Origin of the sequence: Variovorax atrisoli, from assembly GCF_014195185.1 — a bacterium.
GTDB classification, from domain to species: domain Bacteria; phylum Pseudomonadota; class Gammaproteobacteria; order Burkholderiales; family Burkholderiaceae_C; genus Variovorax; species Variovorax atrisoli.
The window spans coordinates 437,252-458,383 of record NZ_JACIBG010000004.1; the positions used below are offsets into that span (position 1 = coordinate 437,252).

The following is a 21,132-nucleotide window of genomic DNA, read 5'->3' on the forward strand; positions in this document are numbered from 1 at the left end:
AGCTCATGAAGATCTGCATTTACGGCGCCGGCGCGATCGGCGGATGGATCGGCGTCGGCCTCGCCCAGGCGGGCGAACGGCTGAACGTGGTGGCACGCGGCGCCACGCTCGAGGCCCTGCAACGCGACGGCCTGTCGCTGATGCGCGGCAGCGCGGGCGGAGAGGTGCGCACGCGCGTGCCGGTCAACGCGGTGGCCGACCCGGAGTCGCTCGGCGTGCAGGACCTGGTGGTCATCGCGGTGAAGGCACCGGCGCTGGCCGGTGTCGCCGAGCGCATCGGGCCGCTGATCGGCGCCGACACCATCGTGCTGGTGGCGATGAACGGCGTGCCGTGGTGGTTCCTGGAAGGCGGCTTCGGCGGCCCGATCAGCGGCCACCGGCTCGCGGCGGTGGACCCCGAAGGCGCCATCGCGCGCGCCATTCCCTCGCGCAACGTGGTCGGCTGCGTGGTACACGCGAGCTGCTCGCTCGACGCGCCGGGCGTGGTGCGGCACCACTTCGGCAACGGGCTGATCATCGGCGAGCCCTCGGGCGAGGCCACGCCGCGCGTGCAGAAGCTGCTGGCGCTGCTCAACAGGGCCGGCGTCGACACCACGCTGTCGCCGCAGATCCAGAAGGACGTGTGGTTCAAGCTCTGGGGCAACATGACGGTGAACCCGATCAGCGCCCTCACCGGCTGCACCACCGACCTGATCATGGGCGACGACTACGTGCGCGGCTTCATCTCGGCGGTGATGCTGGAGGCCAAGGAGATCGGCCGGCGCATCGGCATCGAGATCACCCAGAGCCCGGAAGACCGGCACGAGATCACCAAAAAGCTGGGCGCCTTCAAGACTTCCATGCTGCAGGACGTGGAGGCCGGGCGCTCGGTGGAGCTCGACGCGCTGGTGACGGTGGTGCGCGAACTGGGCGAGCTGACCGCCGTGGCCACGCCGTTCACCGACGCGCTGCTGGGACTGGCGCGGCTGCGCACGCGGCAGCTCGGGCTCTACTGAGCACCGGGCCACCGGCCAGAGTCAGGCCGCGCACAGGTTCGGCCCGCAGACTGAAAAGAGACGGGGGCGGGGATTGCGGGGGCCGCAAACCCTGTACCTGCGCCTTTCTTCTTGGGCTATCCTCTCGCCACTCAAAAATGCACGTAGCGATTTATTACACACCACCAAGGCTGCATGCATGTCCGAGCACAAGGGGAGACGGATGCGTTTGATCTTCATCGAGCTGCTGGTGGCGCTGGTGCTGCTGCCCATCAGCGGCCTGTTCTGGTGGTGGGCCTTCGGCATGGGCGGCCTCGCGGTGGCCGGCTTCGTGGTGGTGGCCGGCGGTGCCCTCTATCTGGTGGTGCGGGGCGTTCGCTCCGCCAAGAAGCAGCTCGGCCACCCGGGCGACGATCGCGAAGATTAGACAAAGCCGGGCCTGCAACGGGCCTGGACGCCACGGCCGTGGCGCAGAAACATTCGCATTCAATTCGCCGGCGATCGGCACCGGATTTCTCTTCGATTCGTACACCCTGCGCCATCTCATGGGGCACGGATGAACTCTTTTTTCTGATTTATTTCGATCGCGACGGCCATTACGCACGTTTCAATGATCGAAATATGAAACACATCCTGGCGCCCAAAAGCGCCAAGCTCAAAAGGCAATACGAAAGTTTTGTCCGCATCGAAGAAATTCCGAACCTGCACGAATAGCCTTCCAATTAGGCTGAAATCACTATTCAGCCGAATGGAACGTCATTGCACGCACTTGGTGATTTCAGCCCCGACACGGGGCGTCCCCGCTTCGGGATTAATCAGAAAACCGTAATTCCAGAGCGGCGCAGGGGGATGGAACGCCGACAACACCACCCCACGATGCACTGTCGCCTCCAGCAGGCAAGTTGATGCTCCCGGCCCACGCCTTGTCGGTCGATTCCTACTTCGATACATCTCATTACAAAATCGAACGCAATATCAAAAACCCTATGGGACCTGACTTTGTGGAACGAAAACCACAATCTCCCGACGGTGCGGGGTAATAAATAGGTCGCAATTCAGCGGCTTCGGAAGTGCCTGCAAAACGGGCAGTGCACACCCCCTTTTCCGAGTGAAAAACGCACTCCGCAGGCCATGTTCCGGCATGACCCTCTGGGCGGCGTGGTCGACGCACGAATAGACACGTCATTTGCGTCTACTCCACCAAAAAGTCGCCTCGCGAAGGCAGCGAGAATTCGCGCTCCTGCAGGCCTGCCGATAAATCGACGGGGCCCCGGTCAATTCGAATTCATCAAAAAGAATTAACCGGTGCAATCGAGCAATTTCAGGCTCGGGCTTTGCATGTGGAATCGCAGTTTTTGAAATAACCCAAGTTCGCAATGGAGTTCCATTTGTCACGCTACCTGTACCTGACGGGTTGGAGTGCCGCCCTGGTTGGGGCGTTGGCGCTTCAGGGCTGCGCGCCGGGCTTCGGCTCGGTGGCGGCCTACGAGCCCGACCGGAGTCCGGCGCCGGCACTGGCGGCCGACGGCATGCCGGCCGAGGGCGGGCTGGTGCCGATCTCGCCCAGCCTCATCAGGGCCATGTCCGACGCACGGCCCACGGCGGTGCCGCCGGACGTGAAGGCGCTGTTCGGCGAAGCGCCGCCCTACACGATCGGGCCGGGCGACGTGGTGGGCGTCATCGTCTACGACCATCCCGAGCTGCTGCCGCATGCCGGCGCCGTGATCTCCCAGCAGGTGGACCCCACCGGCATCAGCGTGGCGCCCGGCTTCATCGTCGACGCCTCGGGGCAGATCAGCTTTCCCTACATCGGACGCGTGAAGATGCAGGGCCTCACCGAGATCGAGGCCTCCGACCTGATCGCCAGGCAGATCGCCAGGTACATCAAGGACCCGCAGGTGACGGTGCGCATCCAGTCCTTCCGCAGCCGCCGCGCCTTCGTCGAGGGCGAGGTGAACTCGCCGGGCCTGCAGATCTTCACCGACGTGCCGATGACGCTGGCCGAGGCGCTCAACCGCGCGGGGGGCATCACCGCCGCGGGCGACCGCTCGTTCATCACGCTCACGCGCGGCGACAGGACCACGCTGATCGACCTGCCGAGGCTGCAGGACATCGGCATCGGCGCGAGCCGCATCCCGCTGCACAACGGCGACGTGGTGCAGGTGCGCAACCGCGACGAGAGCAAGGTGTTCGTGATGGGCGAGGTGCTCAAGCCCTCGGCGCTGAACATGCACAACGGCCGGCTCAGCCTCAACGAGGCGCTGGGCGAGGCCGGCAGCGCGAACCTGGGCACGGCGAACACGGGGCAGATCTACGTCGTGCGGAACAACCGCAACGGCGAGGGCACCGATGCGACGAGCACGCCCTCGGTCTTCCACCTGAACGCGAAGAACCCGGCCGCGCTCGCACTGGCCGACCGCTTTCCGCTGCAGCCGCGCGACGTGGTCTACATCGACTCCGTGCCGCTGGCCAGCTGGAACCGCGTGGCCAGCCTGATCCTTCCCGCAGCGCAGGTGCTCGACATCGGCGACCGCGTCTACATGAACCACCGATGAGATCCGTGCTGACAGTCTGCATCGGCAACATCTGCCGAAGCCCGATGGCGGAAGGCCTGCTCGCCGCAGGCCTGCCGCAGCTGCGAGTGTTCTCGGCCGGCACGGGCGCGCTCGTCGGCCGGCCGGCGGACGCCACCGCGCGCAGGCTCATGCAGCTGCGCGGCATCGACATCTCGGGCCACGTCGCGCAGCAGGTGAGCCAGCTGCTGTGCCGGCAGGCCGACCTGATCCTGGTGATGGACCGCGACCAGCGCCGCCATCTGGAGACGGCCTACCCCTTCGTGCGGGGCAAGGTGTTCCGCATCGCCGAGTTCGAGGGCCACGACGTGCCCGACCCCTACGGCAAGGACGAGGCTGCGTTCGAGCATGCCCTGGCGCTGATCGATGCCGGCGCGCGCGCGTGGATCGACCGCATTCTGAAAATCACGAAACCCGAGCAGCAACCGACATGAACGCAACCCAGCAAGCCGCGCTGCCGCTGCAAGCCATGGAAGAGGATGGTGATGGCATCAACCTGGCCGAGTACCTCGACATCCTGATCGACAACCGCTGGCTCGTCGCGGCCATCGCCCTCGTGGCGGTGCTGCTGGGCACGGCCTACGCCTTCCTCGGCAAGCCGGTCTACGAGGCCAATCTCGCGGTGCAGGTGGAGGACAGTGGCAACTCCGCGGGCAGCTTCCTCGGCGATGCGGCCTCCTCGCTGCTGAGCGTGAAGACGCCGGCCGCGGGCGAGATCGAGATCCTGCGATCGCGCGCCATCCTCGGCAAGGCGGTGGAGAACACCAAGCTCTACATCAGCGCACGGCCGCGCTATGCGCCCTTCGTGGGCAGCTGGCTCGCGCGCCGCGCCACCGGGCTTTCGGAGCCCGGCTTCATGGGGCTGTCGGGCTACGTGACGGGCACCGAGAAGATCCTCGTGCCCCGCTTCGACGTGCCCGCCGACTTCGAGGACAAGCCGTTCACGCTGACCCTGGGCACCGACGGCAGCTACGAACTGAGCAGCGCCGACATCGAAGCGCCTTTGAAGGGCACCGTCGGCACGCTGCTGGAGGCGAAGCTGCCCGGCGTCGCCAACGGCAACCTGAGCCTGATGGTGAGCAGCATCGAAGCCAGGCCCCGCGCGCAGTTCGTGCTGGTGCGCTCTTCCGCGCAGCTCACCCTGCTGGCGCTGCAGGACGCGCTCAAGGTGGTCGAGAAGGGCAAGCAGTCGGGCGTGCTCGACGTGAGCTGGAAGAACCCCGACCCCGAGAAGCTGACGCAGCTGCTCAACGAGATCGGCCGGCTCTACGTGCGGCAGAACATGGAGCGCAAGGCGGCCGAGGCCGAGAAGACGCTGGGCTTCCTCGATGGTGCGCTGCCCCAGTTCAAGAAGCAGCTCGAGCAGTCCGAAGACATCTACAACCGCTACCGCAACCAGAACGGCACCGTGAGCCTCGACGACGAGGCGAGGAACGCGCTGGCCCAGACGGTGGACCTGCAGTCCAAGCTGCTGGAGGCCGAGCAGAAGCGGCGCGAGCTCACCTCGCGCTTCACGAACGAGCACCCGAGCGTGCAGACGCTCGACGCGCAGGTCGCCGCATGGAAGAGCGCGCTGGCCGCCGTCGACGCACGCATCCGCAAGATGCCCGAGCTGCAGCAGAACACGGTGCGCATGCAGCGCGACATCAAGGTCAACACGGACCTCTACGTGTCGCTCCTCAACAGCTCGCTGCAGATGCGGCTGGCGAAGGAAGGCAAGGTCGGCAACGTGCGCCTGCTCGACGAGGCCATCGTTCCCGAAGAGCCGGTGTGGCCGAAACGGCCGCTGGTCATCGCGCTGGCGGCGATCCTCGGGCTGGCGGCGGGCCTGGGCGCGGCGATCGCGCGCAGCTCGTTCTTCGGCGGCATCCGCAACCCGGCGGAGATCGAGAGCCACACCGGCCTCAACGTCTACAGCAGCGTCCCGCTGAGCACTGCGCAGCGCACCATCGACAGGAACATCGAGAACAAGGTGGCCGGCAAGCACGTGCTCGCGCACCTGCAGCCGGAAGACCCGGCGGTGGAGAGCCTGCGCAGCCTGCGCACCGCGCTGCAGTTCGCGATGCTGGAGGCGACCAACAACCGCCTGCTGATCTCGGGCGCGACGCCGGGCGTGGGCAAGACCTTCGTCTCGGTGAACTTCGCGGCGATCAGCGCGGCCACGGGCAAGCGGGTGCTGCTGGTCGACGCCGACCTGCGCAAGGGCCGGGTCAGCCAGTTCTTCTCGATCCCGCGCTCCGCGGGGCTGTCGGAGCTGATCGCCGGCACGCTGAGCCTCGAGCAGGCCATCCGCCCTGCCGTGCTGCCCAACCTGGACGTCATCACCACCGGAGTGCTGCCGCCCAACCCGGCGGAGCTGCTCACCAGCGAGTCGTTCGTGGAGGTGCTGGAGAAGCTGTCGCCGCTGTACGACCTGGTCGTGATCGACACGGCCCCGGTGCTGGTGGCCGCCGACACCGCCTCGGTGGCGCCGCTGGCCAGCACCCTGCTGCTGGTGGCGCGTGCCGAGAAAACCCAGCTCGGCGAATTGAACGAGACCGTCAGAAGGCTCGCCCATGCAGGCAGGAGCGTAAATGGCGTAATTCTGAATGCTATTGATTTAAGCCGCAGGCATGCCGGAAGCGGCGGCTACAAATATGGCGCTTACAAACAGTTGCAATACACATACAATACCAACAGGGATTCCACTTAGACCGTCTGAATTGGAGTTAAATTCAAAATCATGCGACGGATTTCGGTCTCTCACATTGATTGAATACTCAAATAGTATTCGGCATCAAAAGGCATTACAAATGATCGTTAATTCATTCGTATTGCCTTCATCGAGTCATTTGGCCGCGCAATAGTGCGTGCATACGCAGGCACCAAGAGGCATTTGTGCGGATAGTGTCGGCCAAAAAAACAGGGCCATAACCGAGGATCTGCGGGCAATTGCCCGCATGAGGAAAGGTGCGTCAAAAAATGAAAGCATTTCGACGGGAAATATTGTCGCGCTTCAAATCCGGATGGAAAGACCCCGTGGGAAACCTCCATTCGGAGGAGTCGCTCGTACCGCAGGGCTGGGACATCGACGCAGGCGCCGGCATGTCGCGCGGTCCATCTCGATCAGGGTCCCACTCCGGAATCAACCATTCGCCATTGCTGAAAGTCGCGAAAAGATCGGTGGACATCAGCGCCGCCCTTTTCTTCTTCATCGCCTTCGGCTGGCTTTTCGTGCTGCTGGGGCTTTGCGTCTTCGCGAGCTCGGGTGCGCCGGTGCTCTATTACCAGCCGAGGTACGGCAAGAACGGGCGCGTATTCCGCTTCTACAAATTCCGCTCGATGATCGCCAATTCGGCGCAGGTGCTGGAGGAACACCTGAAGAACGACCCCGAGGCGCGGCGCCAGTGGGACGAATACCAGAAGCTCGACCACGATCCGCGCATCACTCGTTTTGGCAAATTCATCCGCAAGACCAGCCTGGACGAATTGCCGCAATTCTGGAACGTGCTGGTGGGCGACATGAGCCTGATCGGCCCGCGTCCCTGCATGCTGGAGCAGAAGGAGCTCTACGGCCAGAGCTGGTCGCACTACTGCGCGGTGCGGCCCGGCATCACCGGCCTCTGGCAGGTCAGCGGGCGCAACCAGCTGACCTACAACGCGCGCGTCGCGCTCGACGTGAGGTATGTCGAAACCCTTTCCGTCGGGAAGGACCTCGACATCTTCTTCAGGACCATCTGGGTGGTCGCTGCCGGTCACGGGTCGCGGTGAGTTCCGCCATCCCCTGCTGACCGGCTGCCCCGGCTCCGGCCCCGCCGCCCGGGAGCAAGTCTTTCACGCAGTCCACGCCGCAAGGCCGGACAGACCTTCCTTCGCTTTGGAATCGATCGGATCGGAATCCACATGCCGATGAGCCACGCCATTGCAGCGCCGGCCGCGCAAGCACGCCCCCCGATGGCCGCGGGAAGAAGGGGCTCGCGCCGCTTCAACCCGTATTCCGTGGCGGGAGTGCTGATCGTGCTCGTGTACGTGGTCATCTACGCGTTCTTCAGGGAGATGCTTCCCGAGAAATGGAGCGTCGACTCGGCCAAGATCCTCGAGATCCTGAATTACGGCGGCACGGACGAAATGGACAATTCGTTCGCCGTGACGGCTGCGCTTTTCAGCATCATCGGATCGAACAATCTCGACGTATTCACCTGCGCCAGCAGCGCGGTATTTCTTTTCTTCGCGACGCGCAATATCCGCCGGGCCGGTGATTTCTTTTCCAGGCTGCTGCTGATCGCGCCCTGCATCATGCTGAACATGTTTGCGCCGTCGAAGGAGACGGTGGTGCTCATCATGACCATGTGCATCACGGTGACGACGATCTATTTCCGGACATCGAAATTTCTCACCATCGGCGCATTCCTGGGCCTTTATGCGATCTACGGCGTTTTCGTCCGGAATTACTATCTCCTGATCGTCGGCGCGTTCTTTGCCGTGCACTGGCTCTGGCGGCGGCCGCTCAAATACCATTTACTGGCCGCGATCCTGGCCGCCGGCGCCATCATGGCGGCGCCTTCCAATCTCCTGCAGACGCTGCAATCGCCGCGCGACACCTCCAATGCGTACGCGGAGCAGATCGGCAGCGACAACCGCACTGCATTCACCAATATCGCCTCGCCCGCCACCGGTCCCGGATTCCTGGTGAATTACGTCTATGCGGCGACGGTGCTGATCACACCCGTCATCTATTTCCACACTCCGAGCGATGCGTTCATGCAGATGATGATCGTGGCGATGCTGCTCATCCTCTACAAGGCGCGGCGAAGGTCGAGGCGGAATCCAGGGGAATTCGAGCCCCGTTTCTTCGGCAGCCTTTTCGTCGCCCACATCCTCGTCCAATTGATATTCGAACCGGACCTCGGCAGTTTCACCCGGCACCTGACCTCGGTGATGCTTTATCTGATCGCCATCAAGGTTTCCGGAAATCAGAGACCCGTTGCAGGTATTCCAAGATGAAAAAGATCCTGATCTGCGCTGTGCCCTTCAGCGACAACCTGGGCGACGGCGTCATCGCGGCGTCGCTGGCCCACATCGCGGCCATGAAGTACCCGGAGGCGAAGGTCGAGTTCCTCGACATCGCCGGGCGCGTGGGCTTCGACGAATCCAACCTGCGCGGCGGCGGCGCCTTCGGCATCTTCCAGAAGCTGCCCTCGCTGCTGCGCTCCGCCATCGTCTTCGCCTACTGCCTGAAGAACTACCTGCTGAGCTGGCGCCGGCAATGGCAGGCGGCGGTGGCCGATGCCGACCTGGTGCTGATCGGCGGCGGCCAGCTCTTCTGCGACGTGGCGCTGAACTTCCCGTCGAAGCTCTTCTTCCTAGGCAGGCTGCTGCGCGGAAAGCGGGTGGCGGTGGTGTCGGTCGGCGTCACGGGCAGGTGGTCGTTCTGGGGAAGGCTGCTCGTGGGCAAGTTCTTCCAGAACGCCGCGCCGGTCTACTACGCCACGCGCGACGTGGACTCGGCCAACAACCTGCACGCGTTCTTCCGCATCCCGCGCAGCCGCATCAGCGTGGTGCCCGATCCGGCACTGGTCTGCGCGAGCGCCTTCTCCGAGGAACTGTCGCCCGAGAAGAAGTGGGACGTGGGCATCTGCGTCAGCAGCCTCGACGCGCTGGTGATGAACTCCGAATACGGCAGCAAGCGCGCCGGCGGCTCGGCCGAGTTCTTCTCGGGCCTCGCGCAGGCCTTGCGGGCCGAGGGCGCGCGGGTGCTGTACTTCACCAACGGCGCGGCGGAGGACAACCGCGTGCTCGCCGAGATCTCCGAGCGCACCGCGGCGGCGGACGATTTCTCCTTCGCCGTGCCGAAGCGCCCCGACGACCTGGTCGCGCTGATCAGCGCCTGCTCCTGCATCGCGGCGCACCGGCTGCACGCGAACATCGTCGCCTACAGCCTGAGCATCCCGTCCATCGGCATGAACTGGGACAAGAAGGTCGAGTCCTTCTTCCGGCTCACGAACCGCACCGAGTTCCTGTTCGGCCTCTCGCCGCGCCATGACGAGCTGAAGGCCAGCGTGCTGAACCTGCTTCGGCAGCGCAACGACCCGCACCGGCTGGGCGAACTCCAGTCCGAAGTCATCGCCGGCACCCACGCACTGATCTGAGCAGCGAGGAGCGAGAAAGCCATGAAAGTCCTGCACGTCGCGGAAACGCTCAAGGGCGGGCTGGAGACCTATCTCCGGATCGTCTCGAACTTCCAGCGCAACTCGCCGGAGATCAGCCAAGTGAAGTTCATCCTGCCCGGGCAGGTCGACTGGCTGAGCCCCGAGAGCGCGCACGTGGTGCCCACCGCGCGCAGCCCGCTGTCGCTGGTGGGCTACGCCAAACGGGTGAAGAAGATCATCGAGTCGGAGCGGCCCTCGGTGCTGCACCTGCACAGCTCGATCGCCGGCGGCATCGTGCGCTCGATGGCGCTGCTGGGCCAGATCCCGCGCGAGGTGAAGATCGTCTACTGCTCGCACGGCTGGGCCTTCGACCAGGCAGCGTCGCGTTACAAGAAGTCGGCCTACCGCTGGATCGAGCGGCTGCTGTCCTCGCGCAGCGACGCCATCATCTGCATCAGCCGCCACGAGGTGCGGATCGCGGCCGAATCGGGCATTCGGCGCTGCACCTGCATTCCCAACGGCATCGATGCCGTGAGCACCGACGCGGCCCCCGCGCCCGAGCCGCAGCCGCCCGAGGGCGCAGGCAGGCCTGCGCCGCGCACCATCCTGTTCGTCGGCCGGCTCGACCGGCAGAAGGGCATCGACCTGCTGCTGGACGCCTACGCCCGCGTGCGGCCCGACTTCAGGCTGATCGTGGTCGGCGACGCGGTGCGCAAGGACCTGCAGCTCGCCCAGCCCGAGCGCGTCGAGTTCAAGGGCTGGCTAGAGAAGGACTCGCTCGACGCGGTCTACCAGTCGTGCGACGCCATCGTCGTGCCCTCGCGCTGGGAAGGCTTCGGGCTGGTCGCGGTCGAGGCGATGGCCAGGAGCAAGGCGGTGTTCGCATCGGCCGTCGGCGGCCTGGTCGACATCGTCGAGAACGGCCGCAGCGGCCGGCTCTTCGAGCTGGAGCACATCGACCAGATGCTGCGCGAGATCGACCGCATGCCCATCGAGACCCTGCGCGAGATGGGCCGGACCGGCCGGCGGATCTTCGAGGAGAAGTTCACCTCGCAGCGCATGAACGCCGCCATCGTCGACCTGTACAAGGAGTCGGTACTGCCATGAAGAAGAAGACCCTCGCCAGCCTGCTGGGCGCCCTGCTCTTCGCGGCCGCCTCGGTCGTGCCGGCCGCTTCGGCGCATGCCAGGGGCATCGGCACGCTGAGTTCGGAGTACCCGGTCTCCCTGAGCGTGCAGATCGATCCCGCGACCATCACCGACGACGACCTGCGCGAGATCCGTGCGGCCGGCTTCGAGTTCGTGCGCTTCGGCGTGCGTCCGCCGATCAGGAGCGTGAATCCGGGGCTCACCGACTATTCGAAGCTGATCCAGCGCGTGCGCAAGGCCAGGCTCGATGCCATGGTCACGCTGTTCGGCGGCAAGGAGATCTGGGGCCACGAGCCCGGCGACATGCGCGGCGGCGGTGGCGGCAGCGGCAGCGGCAGCGGCAGCGGCAGCGGCAGCGGCAGCAAGGAAGACCGCTTCGCCGACTTCGCGGCCGACTTCATCAAGGCGCACTCGGCCGACGTCGCCATCTGGGAAGTGTGGAACGAGCCCGACAACAAGACCTTCCTGCAGCCCGCTCTGGTGCGCGACTTCGGCGCGGCCACCTCGGCGCTGTGCGAGCGGCTCGCGCAGCGGCAGATCCGCCCGGACATCATCGTCGGCTTCGGCTTCGCGAAGCTGCCCTTCGTCGGCGGCGGGGGAGGCGGCGGTGGGGGGAAGGTGCCCTCGGAGCTGGAAGACGCCTTCGTCTCCGCCGCGCGCAGCGACTGCCTGACGGACATCTCCATCCACCCCTACCGTTCGGTGCCCGAGACCGCGCTGGCCGACTACCAGAGGCTGCGCGCGCAGCTCGACAGGCGCCAGCTGAACAAGACCGGCATCGTCGCCTCCGAATGGGGCTACGCCTCGTACATGCCGGTGCGCAACCAGGGCGCGCAGGCTTCGCTGATCTTCAGGGAGTACCTGATCAACGTCGCGGCCGGCATCCGGCTGCTGAACCTGTACTCGTGGCGCGACCGCGGCCAGTCGTACTTCTCCAAGGAAGACAACTTCGGGCTCATGTCGAAGTCCGGCGAGAAGAAGGAGGCCTACTCGGCGCTGACCGAGTTCCTGAAGATCGCGCGGCACTCGCAGAAGGTCTCCTACGACGACGCGCGCGGCGCGAGCCGGCTGGTGCTGCGCCGCGGCGAGTCGATGCTGCACGTGGTCTGGACGCAGGGCGCGGAGCAGAGCGTGTCGGTGCCCGCGGCCGCGGGCGCGAAGTGCACGCGCGTCGACTTCTTCCCGCAGATGCGCGAAGGCAGCTGCGGCAGCCGTTCGGGCGAGGGCTTCAGCGTGAAGGCGACCTCCAGCCCGGTGCTGCTTTCCATCTCGGGCTAGGTGGATGAAGCAACGGCTCTCCGGACTCGGCAAACGCCTCGGCGGTCCCATCTATGCCGTCGCCGACCAGTGCATCTACAGCGCGAGCCAGCTGCTGCTCAGCTTCGCGCTGGCCCGCGTGCTTTCGCCCGCGGACTTCGGCGTGGCCTCCGCGTTCCTCGCGGTGATCAGCTTCCAGTACATCCTGCACATGGCGATGGTGCACGAGCCCCTGCTGATCCGGCGCCATTACGCCGACCGCTCCTCCGCCTGGCGGACCTGGGCGCTGGTGGTGCTGTTCTCGCTGCTGGGCTTCCTGGCATGGCAGATCGCCGCGTTCCCGGGGCAGCTGCACTGGGTGGGCGTGGCGCTGATCGTGGGCTACGAGATCTTCTGGATCTCGCGCAGCCTGCTGCTCGCGGGGCGGCGCTACGGCGTGCTGTGCGTCTCGGGCGCGCTGATCTCGGCGGGCTACGTCGTCGTGCTGAATGCCGCCAGGCCCGCGGGCTGGAAGGAGGCGCTGCTGCTGGTCTCGGTGCTGCAGCTGCCCTTTCTCTTCCTGGTGCTCGCGAACACGCGCCACACCGTCCTTCCGCTGCCGGCCGCGAAGGACGCCCACGGCCTGACGGCGCGCGAATCGATGGCCTACGGCTGGAAGGCCAGCCTCTCGCAGTTCATGAGCTGGATCATGACCGGCGGCGCCATCCTGCTGCTGGGCTCCTCGGCCGATGCCGAGCAGGGCGGCCTGCTGAAGATCTACATCACCTTCCTGCTGCCGATGCAGTACGTGCTGTCGGCGCTGGGCTACTACCTGCTGCCGCAGCTGGCGGCCAACTGGAAGTCGGCGGACGACGCCAGGAGGAAGAAGTCGCTGCGCGACTTCACCGGCTTCGTGCTGCTCGGCTTCGTGGTCGCCGAGGCCGTGGGCGTGGCGCTTGGCCTGCTGGGGCCGCACCTCGTGGTGCTGGCCTTCGGCGCGAACTACCGGGGCATGGACTTCTCGCCCTTCTTCTACGCGCCCGCGATCTTCGGGCTCACCATGTGCCTGCGCACCGGCTTCAGGGCCGCGTCGCGGCCAGGTGCCCTGCTGCTGTGCTCGGTGGTGGGCGCGGTGGTGTTCGCGGTCGCGATGCTCGCGGCCGGACGGCCCGTTTCCTACATCCAGACCATCCACGCCATGACGTGGGGCTTCGCCTGCATGGCCGCGCTGATGGTCGGCTGGCTGTTCTTCCTGGTGCGGGCGAGCGGGGCTGACGGGAACAAAGGGGAGCAATGCGCCTGAGCCCCAAGGGCCGGCGCCGGACGAGGAGATCCTGATGAGCAACCCACTGCTTCGCGGCGTGAGCTTCGACGAGCGCCTCCGCTTCCTGCGGGATGGCGTCGTGTGCCTGCGCGGTATCGTCTCGCCCGAATGGATAGAGCTGGCGCGCGCCGGCCTCCGACAGCGGCGCGACGGCCTGCTGCTGCAGCACGTGGTGTCCGAATCGGGCGCCAGCGAGATCGCCGGCCAGCTGACGGTGAACCGCCGACTGGGCTGGACCTGCGACGAACTGCTCTTCGACAAGGACGTGAGCGCCGCGACCGCAGCGCACTGGCACCAGGACGTGTCCTGCGGGCTGGCCGACAGCCACCGCATCGTCCACCTGTGGATGCCGGTGGACCACATGCCGCGCGAGACCGCGCCGGAAGTGGTGCGCGGCTCCCACCTCTGGAAGACCGGCTACCGGATCGCAGGCCAGTCCGGTGAAGTGCCGGCCATCGATCTGCCCGACATCGAATCCAACCGCGGCGCCTTCGACATCGTGGGCTACGAGGTCGACCCGGGCGACGTGGTGGCTTTCAACCACCGTTCGCTCCACCACTCGGGCCCGGTCATGAGCTTCGGCGAGAAGCACCGCGCCTTCGCGATCCTGTGCGCCGACGACGAGCTTCTGGCGCTGGGGCTGAACCGGCAGCCCGCGGCCATGCAGGCGTTCCGCGCGGCCTAGGACGCTTTCACCAGAACTTCTCGGGCGTTGCCGAAAGCGTCTCGGTGCAGCGCGCCACGGCCTTGGCGCGCTCCTCGCGCAGCCGCTGCCAGTTGTCGGCCTGCCACTCGTTCCATGCGACCGGCTCCGACTGATAGAAGCACGCGGCCGGCGGACGCATGAAGCCCGCGCGGCCGAGCTCGGCGCCGAACTTCAGGCGATACAGCTCGTCCGAGCCGGTCAGGTTCTCGTAGACCAGGTGCCAGGAGCCCGGAAGCAGCGGCGTGTCCGCCACTGCCTGCACCTTGCGCGCCTCCTCGATCTCCTCGGGCGTGGAGCCGTCGGTCAGGGCCGTGGCGTAGGCCGCCTCGGCGCGCTTGCGGTAGATGTCGGTGGCGACCTTGCTGAGCGCATCGTTCAGCTCGCTGATGGCGGGGTTGACGCCCAGCGGGTCGTCCTTGAGCGCCTCCAGCGTGGTGCCGCCGAGGTCGTCCTTCGAGAAGCCCTGCGCGCCGACGCTCACGCCGCCCGCGATGACCGACAGCGCGATGTTCAGGGCGACCTGCCCCGCGATGTTGTTCATCGTGTTCTCGCGGCGGACCACGCGAAGCTGTTCGATCCCGGGCTTGTACATGCCCCGGCTGAAGCGCACGCGGGTCTGAGGTGCCGCTGGCGCGGCAGGTGCGACCGCTTCGACAGGTGCGGCGGGCGATATGGGTGCGACAGGCACGGCCGGCGCGCCTGCGACGGCCTCCGTGGCTTTCGATCGCTGCGGGTCCGCGGGTGCCGCCGCGTCGGTTTCGGCGTGCGCCGAGACGGCGGCGACCGCCAGCGCGATGCCGCATGCGCGCCAAGCGGCGCGCGCTCCCTGTTTCTTCGAAATCATGTGAACGAAATTCCTCCCGGCGCGGATTGTCTCCGAGCCCCGGGGGCCAGCGTCCGCAGCACGGCATCGAGCACAAGCCCGTGGTCCCGTGGACGGGACTGGAGCCAGTCGTGCAGCTTGTGCCCCGCGCCTTCGAGCCGTACGACCTCGACGGACTCGGCCCTGCGGGCCCTGCGCTCGTACTGGTCGAGGACCTGCGCGGGAATCACGGCGTCCTGCGTTCCGTGGACCAGCAGCAGGCGGCCTTCGAAGCCTTCGAGCGCCGTGAAGGCCGGCGAGTTCGCGTAGTCCACGGTCGAGCGCAGGATCTGCTGGAAGCTCGGGCCGAAGGGCGCGTCCTGGGCCGGGGCCACATAGGCTGCCGGGCAGAAGAGCACCAGCGCGGGCGGCTGCAGCCGCTCGATCAGGGAGCACGCGACGTGGCCGCCCATGCTCGTGCCGATCAGCGAGAGCGGCCGCCCCGGCGCCACGTGGCCGGCCACGGCCAGCGCCTGCGACATGCGTTCGTTCAGGCTGGAGCCTTCGACCTGGCCGGTGCTGTCTCCGTGACCGGAGAAGTCGAAGGAGGCGCTCGCGACGCCATCGCGCGCCAGAGCCGAGAGAAGGTACTGGATGCCGCGCCGCGAGGACTGGCCGCCGCCGTGCAGAGCCAGCACGCTCGGCGCGTCGCCAGCGGCGTTGCCGGTGACCGTGCCGCGCAGCGTTTGATCGGCCGCATCAACGGAGAAGTCGTCGTTCATCGCGCGAGCATGACACGGCCCGCCCGCCCTTTCAGGCGGCATCGCCGGCGACAACGCGGCCCGGAGTCTCCCTCGCCGGCATCGTCACCCACCACGCCGCGCAGACGATCAGCAAGCCCCCTGCCCAGCCCCACGGCCCGATGCGCTCGCCGAAGCCGTAGGCCGCGATCAACGCGCCGAACACCGGCTCGCTGCCCATCAGCAACGACACGCGGCTCGGGCTCGAACGCGAGGCCGCATGGTTCTGCGCGAAGAAGGCGAAGACAGTGCACAGCAGCACGAGGTAGGCCATGCCCCACCAGAAGGAGGCCGTGGCAGGCGGAACGTGCCATGCGCCGCCGGCCGGCGCGGCGACGAGCGCGAGCGCCGCCGCGCCGAGGGCCATCACGCCCGACTGCACCGCCGTCAGCGTCAGCGCCGGCATCGCATGGTGCCCGGCGAGCCGTCGCGTCATGCAGACCATCACGGCGCGCAGGAAGGCCGCGATCACCATCAGGCCATCGCCCCAGCCCACCGAGAGTTCCGCGGGCGAGGTGGCCGAGAGCATCGCCGCGCCCAGCGCCGACAGGCCGGCAGCCCGGAACATGCGCCGCGCCGGGCGCTGCCCCAGCAGCCACCATTCGACGAAGGGCGTGAGCGCGACGCACAGGCTGATGAGGAAGGCGGCATTGCTGGCCGTGGTGAGCGACACGCCGAAGGTCTCGCAGACGAAGATCGCCAGCAGGTTCGCACCGAGCAGGCCGCCGACGGCGAGGCCCCGCTGCCACCCGACGCCGAACAGCGGCTTCAGCGCGGGCAGCAGCACGAGGAAGGTCAGCCCGAAGCGCAGCGCGATGAACTCCAGCACCGGCAGCTGCTGCGTCGCCTGCTTGGCCACTGCGTAGCTGCCGCCCCACACCGCCGCCACCAGCAGCAGCATGACTTCGGCGAGGCCGATGCCCGCCGGCCTCTTCGTCTTTGAATCCATACTTCGCTTGCGCCGTCCGTGAACGTTTCCGAGAGCCCCACGCATCCGTCGGGCATGGAATTGTTCCGGGCATCACCCGGGCCGCACAGGCGTCGGCCGGAACAGGACTATTGCGTCGTGGGAACGAATTCATTTCTCAAGGTGCTGCCGGAGATGGTGACCTTCGTGCGGGTCGCCGAGCTCGGCAGCTTCTCGGCCGCGGCCGACCTGCTGGGCATGACGCCTTCGGCAGCGAGCCGGCAAGTGAAGCGGCTCGAGAAGGAGATCGGCGTCCAGCTGCTGCAGCGCACCACGCGCCAGCTGCGGCTGACCGAGCCGGGCGGCGAGGCCTTCGCGCGCTGCCGCGAACTGGTGCTGGCGGCGCAGGGTGCGATGGAGATCGGACAGCAGTTCGCCGCAGGCCCGAGCGGGCTGGTGCGCATCAGCGCGCCCAAGGCCTTCGCGCGGCGCGTGCTGCATGCGCACGTCCTCGAGTTCCTGCGGCGCTACCCCGACGTGGACGTGCAGCTCATCGTGGCCGACCGCGACGTCGATCCGATCCGCGAAGGCGTCGACCTGGTGGTCCGGCTGACGACGAAGCCGCCCGAGGGGCTGGTGGCGCGCCGGCTGATGCCGGTGGCGCACATCCTCTGCGCCTCGCCGCGCTACCTGGCGGCGCATGGCCCCATCGAGCATCCGCGCGACCTCGCGGCCCACAGCTGCCTTTCGCTGGGCGAGCACGAGCGCGACAACCACTGGCGGTTCGGCAGGGAAGAAGGAGACAAGAACAAGGAGGAGGACGAGGAAGCGGAAGTCATCGTGCGCGGCCGCTATGTCTCGAACCACAGCGAAGTGCGGCTCGAAGGCGCGCTGGCGGACCTGGGCGTGGCCGTGGTGCCGGCCTTCGTCGCGCAGCAGGCGCTGGATGCGGGCAGCCTCGTGCGCGTGCTGCCCGGCTGGGAGTACCGCGGCAACTACCGCGGGCACGCGTACATCCTGTACCCGCCCAACCGCTTCGTGGCGCCCAAGTGCAGGGCGCTGGTCGATCACCTGGTGAGCGCGCTCAGTGCTTCTTCAGCAGGACGCGCACAGCCTCCGGCAGGGAGTTGACCTGCGGCATGAAGTGGTCGAGCAGCGCGCCCAGCGCCACCGCGCAGATCACCGCGCCCAGCAGCGGCTTCCAGGTGAGCCGCACGGCGGCCATGAGCCAGCCCTCGCGCGCCACGCGCACCGCCGCGCGCGCCGACACGTAGGAGAACGCGATCTCGATGGCCACGGCCAGCAGCGCGTCCCAGCTGAAGTACAGCAGCACCAGCGAGCCCGCGCCGAACAGGATGGCCGCGCAGATCAGGAAGACGGCGATCACCGGGATGACGACCACCGCGCCCTCGTCCGCACCGCCGGCCACGTCGAGCGCGCCGCTGGCGACGTCGGAGAGGCCGCTGCCGCCACCGCCACCCCCGCCATCGCCCGGGGCCTTGCCGATGCCCGTGTGGCTGTGCGAACTGCCGCCGCGTCCTCCGCCGAACTCGAAGTCGGGCGCGTCGACGTCGAAGTCGAGCCCTCGCTCCTCGACGAGGCGCTTCGCCCACCAGCGCAGCACCAGGAGATAGCCCAGGTACCCCACGCCCAGCGTGAGGAAATAGCGCACCGCGAGCGAATCGACGTGCAGCAGGTGCATCTGCAGCGCAGAGACGCCCCACATGAGCAGCAGCGTGAAGCTGCCGATGAGGATGCCGTGCGTGCGCAGGCTGTACTTGCGGTGCAACTCGCGCTCGAGCTGCGTTTCCCACAGGCGCACGGAGCGCCAGTTGGAAAGGATCTTCACGGCCTCAGGCGGGTTCCGGCTCGGCGAAGGGCACGCGCGGCGCCACCGCGCACATGAGTTCGTAGCCGATGGTGCCGCCGGCCTTCGCGACCTCGTCGATGGGCAGCACGGCGCCCGTCCTGGCCGACTTGCCCCACAGCGTGACCTCGCTGCCGAACTGCGCGTCGGGCACGCCCGTGAGGTCGACGGTGATCATGTCCATGCTCACGCGCCCGACCATGCGGGTGCGCACGCCGTTGACCAGCACCGGCGTGCCGGTGCCGCAGTGGCGCGGATAGCCGTCGGCATAGCCGACCGCCGCCACGCCGATGGTGAGCGGCCCTTCGGCCGTGAAGTTGGAGCCGTAGCCGACGGTGTCGCCGGCCTTCAGGGTCTGCACCGACAGCAGCCTGGTCGACAGCGTCATGGTGGGCTGCAGCTGCCAGTGGGCCGCGTCATGCTCGGGGTAGTCGGGCGCGACGCCATAGAGCATGACGCCGGGGCGCACCCAGTCGCCGCGCGTGCGGTCGGGGTGGCGCAGCGTGGCGGCGCTGTTGGCGATGGAGCGCTCGCCCGGCAGGTCGCGGGTGGCGCGCTCGAAGGCTTCCAGCTGGTGGTCGATGCCGCGCTTGCCGTCGGCATCGCTGAAGTGGGTCATGAGGGAGATCTCGTCGACCTGGGTGAGCGCGTTGAGGCGGGTCCAGGCGGCGCCGAAGCGCTCGGGCGTGAAGCCCAGGCGGTTCATGCCAGAGTTCATCTTGAGGAACACGCGCTGCGGCTTGAGGGTCTTGTGTGCGGCGAGCATGTCGATCTGCTCGTCGCAGTGCACGGTGTGCCAGAGGTCCAGGCGCGAGCACAGCTCCAGGTCGCGGGCCTCGAACACGCCCTCCAGCAGCAGCACCGGGCCGCGCCAGCCGAGGGCGCGCACGCGCTCGGCCTCGGCCAGGTCGAGCATCGCGAAGCCGTCGGCGCCTCGCAAACCCTCATAGACCCGCTCGATGCCGTGGCCATAGGCGTTGGCCTTGACGACGGCCCAGACGCGGGATTCGAGGGCCGAGCGGCGCGCCCGCTCGAGGTTGTGGCGCAGGGCTTCGGTATGGACGGTGGCGAGGATCGGGCGCGGCATGAAGGGTTTCCGGAGAGGGCTCGGCAGGAGGCCGGGACAATGCAGACCACGTTTTAGCATCTTCGGGAATGGGGTCGAACACGGTGGGGATGCAGGATTGCGCGTCGCACCCCCGTGCTATAACCGCCCATTCGCCCTCTACGCGACACTTTTTCACTACCGCCAGCAGACCTGATGCACGTCTCTGGCCAGCCAGCCCATCGATGAAGCGCGGTTTCTACACGATCATGTCGGCCCAGTTCTTTTCGTCGCTGGCCGACCAAGCGCTTTTCGTTGTTGCGGTCGATCTCATGCGGAGTTCGGGCGCGCCCGAATGGCAGCGCGCGGCGCTGGTGCCCATCTTCGCTGTCTTCTATGTGGTGCTGGCCCCGCTGGTGGGCGCCTTCGCCGACGCCCTGCCCAAGGGCAAGGTGATGTTCATCAGCAACGCCATCAAGGTGCTGGGCTGCCTGATGATGCTCTTCGGCTCGCACCCGCTGCTGTCGTATTCGATCGTGGGGCTCGGCGCCGCGGCGTACTCGCCGGCCAAGTACGGCATCCTCACCGAGCTGCTGCCGGCATCGCAGCTGGTCAAGGCCAATGGCTGGATCGAGGGCCTGACCATCGCGTCGATCCTGCTGGGCATCGTGCTGGGCGGCACGCTGGTGGGGCATGCGGTCTCCAGCAAGCTGCTGGCCTTCGACCTGCCCCTCATCGACACCGGCATCGACACGCCGGCCGAGGCGGCGCTCACGGTGCTGATCTTCGTCTACATGCTGGCGGCCTGGTTCAACACGCGCATCCCGCACACCGGCGTCGAGATGCGTCCGCTGCGCTCCAATCCCGAGCACGGCCTGATGCGCAACGTCGCCGCCCTGCTGCCCGACTTCTGGCACTGCAACGCCCGCCTGTGGCGCGACCGCCTGGGCCAGATCTCGCTGGCCACCACCACGCTCTTCTGGGGCGCGGGCGGCAACCTCAAGTACATCGTGCTGGCCTGGGCCTCGCTGGCGCTGGGCTACAACACCACGCAGGCCTCGGCGCTGACGGGCGTGGTGACCATCGGCACCGCCGTGGGCGCGATCGTCGCCTCGATGCGCATGCGGCTGGACATGGCCACGCGCGTGATCCCCATGGGCATCGCGATGGGCCTGATGGTGATCTGCATGAACTTCATCGGCAACGTGTGGCTGGCGGTGCCCTTCCTCATCCTGCTGGGCGGCCTGGGCGGCTTCCTGGTGGTGCCGATGAACGCGCTGCTGCAGCACCGCGGCCACAACCTGATGGGCGCGGGCCGTTCCATCGCGGTGCAGAACTTCAACGAGCAGGCCTGCATCCTCCTGCTGGGCGGCTTCTACAGCGTGTGCACGGGCCTCGGACTCTCGGCCTACGGCGCCATCAGCGCCTTCGGCCTCGTGGTGGCGGGCTGCATGTGGATCATCAAGCGCTGGCACGAGAACAACCTCAAGAAGTATCCCGAGGAAGTGGAGCACCTGCTCGCCATCGCCCGCAGCGACAAGCACCACTGACTCCCCCAGGCTGCGCGCACTTCGTGTCGCTGCGCCAACCCCCTCGCCGGGGGCGGCACCGGAGGCCCGGCG

At 67.2% G+C, this 21,132-nt stretch carries 20 protein-coding genes; 15 read left to right on the plus strand and 5 right to left on the minus strand.

All coding sequences use genetic code 11. From position 1 onward, the window contains the following. Window positions 1-5 precede the first annotated feature (5 nt). The 13 genes from FHY06_RS17220 (at window position 6) to FHY06_RS17280 (ending at window position 14,068) form a co-directional block, all read left to right on the plus strand. Window positions 6-995, plus strand: coding sequence for a 2-dehydropantoate 2-reductase (locus FHY06_RS17220; protein WP_184605868.1), 990 nt, complete (start codon window positions 6-8; stop codon window positions 993-995). A gap of 202 nt (window positions 996-1,197) precedes the next feature. Next, a complete protein-coding gene (locus FHY06_RS17225) occupies window positions 1,198-1,401 on the plus strand; it encodes a hypothetical protein (RefSeq protein ID WP_184605869.1) in 204 nt (67 codons plus the stop codon). A gap of 38 nt (window positions 1,402-1,439) precedes the next feature. Next, window positions 1,440-1,688, plus strand: coding sequence for a hypothetical protein (locus FHY06_RS17230; protein ID WP_184605870.1), 249 nt, complete (start codon window positions 1,440-1,442; stop codon window positions 1,686-1,688). Window positions 1,689-2,350: 662 nt separating this feature from the next. After that, a complete protein-coding gene (locus FHY06_RS17235) occupies window positions 2,351-3,529 on the plus strand; it encodes a polysaccharide biosynthesis/export family protein (protein WP_019657990.1) in 1,179 nt (392 codons plus the stop codon). Continuing rightward, window positions 3,526-3,981: a low molecular weight protein-tyrosine-phosphatase gene (locus tag FHY06_RS17240; protein ID WP_019657989.1), complete on the plus strand. Its 456-nt coding sequence runs from the start codon at window positions 3,526-3,528 to the stop codon at window positions 3,979-3,981. The genes FHY06_RS17235 and FHY06_RS17240 overlap by 4 nt, the downstream gene beginning before the upstream one ends. Continuing rightward, window positions 3,978-6,239, plus strand: coding sequence for a succinoglycan biosynthesis protein ExoP (locus tag FHY06_RS17245; RefSeq protein ID WP_184605871.1), 2,262 nt, complete (start codon window positions 3,978-3,980; stop codon window positions 6,237-6,239). The genes FHY06_RS17240 and FHY06_RS17245 overlap by 4 nt, the downstream gene beginning before the upstream one ends. 392 nt (window positions 6,240-6,631) lie before the next feature. After that, entirely contained in the window at window positions 6,632-7,297 is a 666-nt protein-coding gene (locus FHY06_RS17250; RefSeq protein WP_184605921.1) for a sugar transferase, read from the plus strand. Between the two features lie 138 nt (window positions 7,298-7,435). Further along, the gene (locus FHY06_RS17255; RefSeq protein ID WP_240650013.1) at window positions 7,436-8,530 is read left to right on the plus strand and encodes a hypothetical protein; all 1,095 of its coding nucleotides are present in this window, start codon (window positions 7,436-7,438) and stop codon (window positions 8,528-8,530) included. Beyond that, window positions 8,527-9,675, plus strand: a complete 1,149-nt coding sequence (locus FHY06_RS17260) for a polysaccharide pyruvyl transferase family protein (RefSeq protein WP_132800204.1) — start codon at window positions 8,527-8,529, stop codon at window positions 9,673-9,675. Before FHY06_RS17255 ends, FHY06_RS17260 begins: the two co-directional genes overlap by 4 nt. 21 nt (window positions 9,676-9,696) lie before the next feature. Beyond that, a complete protein-coding gene (locus FHY06_RS17265; RefSeq protein ID WP_184605872.1) occupies window positions 9,697-10,782 on the plus strand; it encodes a glycosyltransferase in 1,086 nt (361 codons plus the stop codon). Further along, window positions 10,779-12,101: a hypothetical protein gene (locus FHY06_RS17270; protein ID WP_184605873.1), complete on the plus strand. Its 1,323-nt coding sequence runs from the start codon at window positions 10,779-10,781 to the stop codon at window positions 12,099-12,101. The genes FHY06_RS17265 and FHY06_RS17270 overlap by 4 nt, the downstream gene beginning before the upstream one ends. Before the next feature lie 4 nt (window positions 12,102-12,105). After that, window positions 12,106-13,362 carry an oligosaccharide flippase family protein gene (locus FHY06_RS17275; RefSeq protein WP_184605874.1) on the plus strand — a complete coding sequence of 419 codons (1,257 nt, stop codon included), beginning with the start codon at window positions 12,106-12,108 and terminating at the stop codon, window positions 13,360-13,362. A gap of 34 nt (window positions 13,363-13,396) precedes the next feature. Further along, window positions 13,397-14,068, plus strand: coding sequence for a phytanoyl-CoA dioxygenase family protein (locus FHY06_RS17280; protein WP_184605875.1), 672 nt, complete (start codon window positions 13,397-13,399; stop codon window positions 14,066-14,068). A gap of 7 nt (window positions 14,069-14,075) precedes the next feature. Here the strand turns inward: FHY06_RS17280 and FHY06_RS17285 are convergent, their stop codons facing one another. Genes FHY06_RS17285 through FHY06_RS17295 form a run of 3 tightly spaced genes read right to left on the minus strand, consistent with a single transcriptional unit; the run spans window position 14,076 to window position 16,640 of the window. Continuing rightward, entirely contained in the window at window positions 14,076-14,933 is an 858-nt protein-coding gene (locus FHY06_RS17285) for a hypothetical protein (protein ID WP_184605876.1), read from the minus strand. Next, a complete protein-coding gene (locus FHY06_RS17290; protein WP_184605877.1) occupies window positions 14,930-15,673 on the minus strand; it encodes an alpha/beta hydrolase in 744 nt (247 codons plus the stop codon). Before FHY06_RS17290 ends, FHY06_RS17285 begins: the two co-directional genes overlap by 4 nt. Window positions 15,674-15,704: 31 nt before the next feature. Then, window positions 15,705-16,640, minus strand: coding sequence for a DMT family transporter (locus FHY06_RS17295; protein WP_184605878.1), 936 nt, complete (start codon window positions 16,638-16,640; stop codon window positions 15,705-15,707). A 117-nt stretch (window positions 16,641-16,757) separates the two neighbouring features. Here FHY06_RS17295 and FHY06_RS17300 point away from each other — a divergent pair, with 117 nt between their 5' ends. Beyond that, window positions 16,758-17,729 carry a LysR family transcriptional regulator gene (locus FHY06_RS17300; RefSeq protein ID WP_184605879.1) on the plus strand — a complete coding sequence of 324 codons (972 nt, stop codon included), beginning with the start codon at window positions 16,758-16,760 and terminating at the stop codon, window positions 17,727-17,729. Here the strand turns inward: FHY06_RS17300 and FHY06_RS17305 are convergent. Together FHY06_RS17305 and alr are read right to left on the minus strand one after the other, a co-directional pair. Further along, on the minus strand, window positions 17,683-18,447 hold the full coding sequence (locus tag FHY06_RS17305) for a hypothetical protein (protein ID WP_019657976.1): 765 nt from the start codon (window positions 18,445-18,447) through the stop codon (window positions 17,683-17,685). The genes FHY06_RS17300 and FHY06_RS17305 overlap by 47 nt on opposite strands. 4 nt (window positions 18,448-18,451) lie before the next feature. Then, complete coding sequence (alr, locus tag FHY06_RS17310; RefSeq protein ID WP_019657975.1) at window positions 18,452-19,552, minus strand: alanine racemase; 1,101 nt, start codon at window positions 19,550-19,552, stop codon at window positions 18,452-18,454. 203 nt (window positions 19,553-19,755) lie between these two features. On the opposite strand from alr, the gene lplT reads away from it, so the two are divergent. Further along, window positions 19,756-21,060 carry a lysophospholipid transporter LplT gene (lplT, locus tag FHY06_RS17315; protein WP_019657974.1) on the plus strand — a complete coding sequence of 435 codons (1,305 nt, stop codon included), beginning with the start codon at window positions 19,756-19,758 and terminating at the stop codon, window positions 21,058-21,060. Window positions 21,061-21,132 lie beyond the last annotated feature (72 nt).

What these genes read in the sequence shown, in the direction of transcription:
- FHY06_RS17285 (WP_184605876.1), bottom strand. Translation starts at nt 14,933, where the DNA reads ATGATTTCGAAGAAACAGGGAGCGCGCGCCGCTTGGCGCGCATGCGGC.
- alr (WP_019657975.1), bottom strand. Translation starts at nt 19,552, where the DNA reads ATGCCGCGCCCGATCCTCGCCACCGTCCATACCGAAGCCCTGCGCCAC.
- FHY06_RS17245 (WP_184605871.1), top strand. Translation starts at nt 3,978, where the DNA reads ATGAACGCAACCCAGCAAGCCGCGCTGCCGCTGCAAGCCATGGAAGAG.
- FHY06_RS17270 (WP_184605873.1), top strand. Translation starts at nt 10,779, where the DNA reads ATGAAGAAGAAGACCCTCGCCAGCCTGCTGGGCGCCCTGCTCTTCGCG.
- FHY06_RS17250 (WP_184605921.1), top strand. Translation starts at nt 6,632, where the DNA reads ATGTCGCGCGGTCCATCTCGATCAGGGTCCCACTCCGGAATCAACCAT.
- FHY06_RS17280 (WP_184605875.1), top strand. Translation starts at nt 13,397, where the DNA reads ATGAGCAACCCACTGCTTCGCGGCGTGAGCTTCGACGAGCGCCTCCGC.
- FHY06_RS17240 (WP_019657989.1), top strand. Translation starts at nt 3,526, where the DNA reads ATGAGATCCGTGCTGACAGTCTGCATCGGCAACATCTGCCGAAGCCCG.
- FHY06_RS17220 (WP_184605868.1), top strand. Translation starts at nt 6, where the DNA reads ATGAAGATCTGCATTTACGGCGCCGGCGCGATCGGCGGATGGATCGGC.
- FHY06_RS17225 (WP_184605869.1), top strand. Translation starts at nt 1,198, where the DNA reads ATGCGTTTGATCTTCATCGAGCTGCTGGTGGCGCTGGTGCTGCTGCCC.
- FHY06_RS17295 (WP_184605878.1), bottom strand. Translation starts at nt 16,640, where the DNA reads ATGGATTCAAAGACGAAGAGGCCGGCGGGCATCGGCCTCGCCGAAGTC.
- FHY06_RS17275 (WP_184605874.1), top strand. Translation starts at nt 12,106, where the DNA reads ATGAAGCAACGGCTCTCCGGACTCGGCAAACGCCTCGGCGGTCCCATC.
- FHY06_RS17235 (WP_019657990.1), top strand. Translation starts at nt 2,351, where the DNA reads ATGGAGTTCCATTTGTCACGCTACCTGTACCTGACGGGTTGGAGTGCC.
- FHY06_RS17260 (WP_132800204.1), top strand. Translation starts at nt 8,527, where the DNA reads ATGAAAAAGATCCTGATCTGCGCTGTGCCCTTCAGCGACAACCTGGGC.
- FHY06_RS17265 (WP_184605872.1), top strand. Translation starts at nt 9,697, where the DNA reads ATGAAAGTCCTGCACGTCGCGGAAACGCTCAAGGGCGGGCTGGAGACC.
- lplT (WP_019657974.1), top strand. Translation starts at nt 19,756, where the DNA reads ATGAAGCGCGGTTTCTACACGATCATGTCGGCCCAGTTCTTTTCGTCG.
- FHY06_RS17290 (WP_184605877.1), bottom strand. Translation starts at nt 15,673, where the DNA reads ATGAACGACGACTTCTCCGTTGATGCGGCCGATCAAACGCTGCGCGGC.
- FHY06_RS17255 (WP_240650013.1), top strand. Translation starts at nt 7,436, where the DNA reads ATGAGCCACGCCATTGCAGCGCCGGCCGCGCAAGCACGCCCCCCGATG.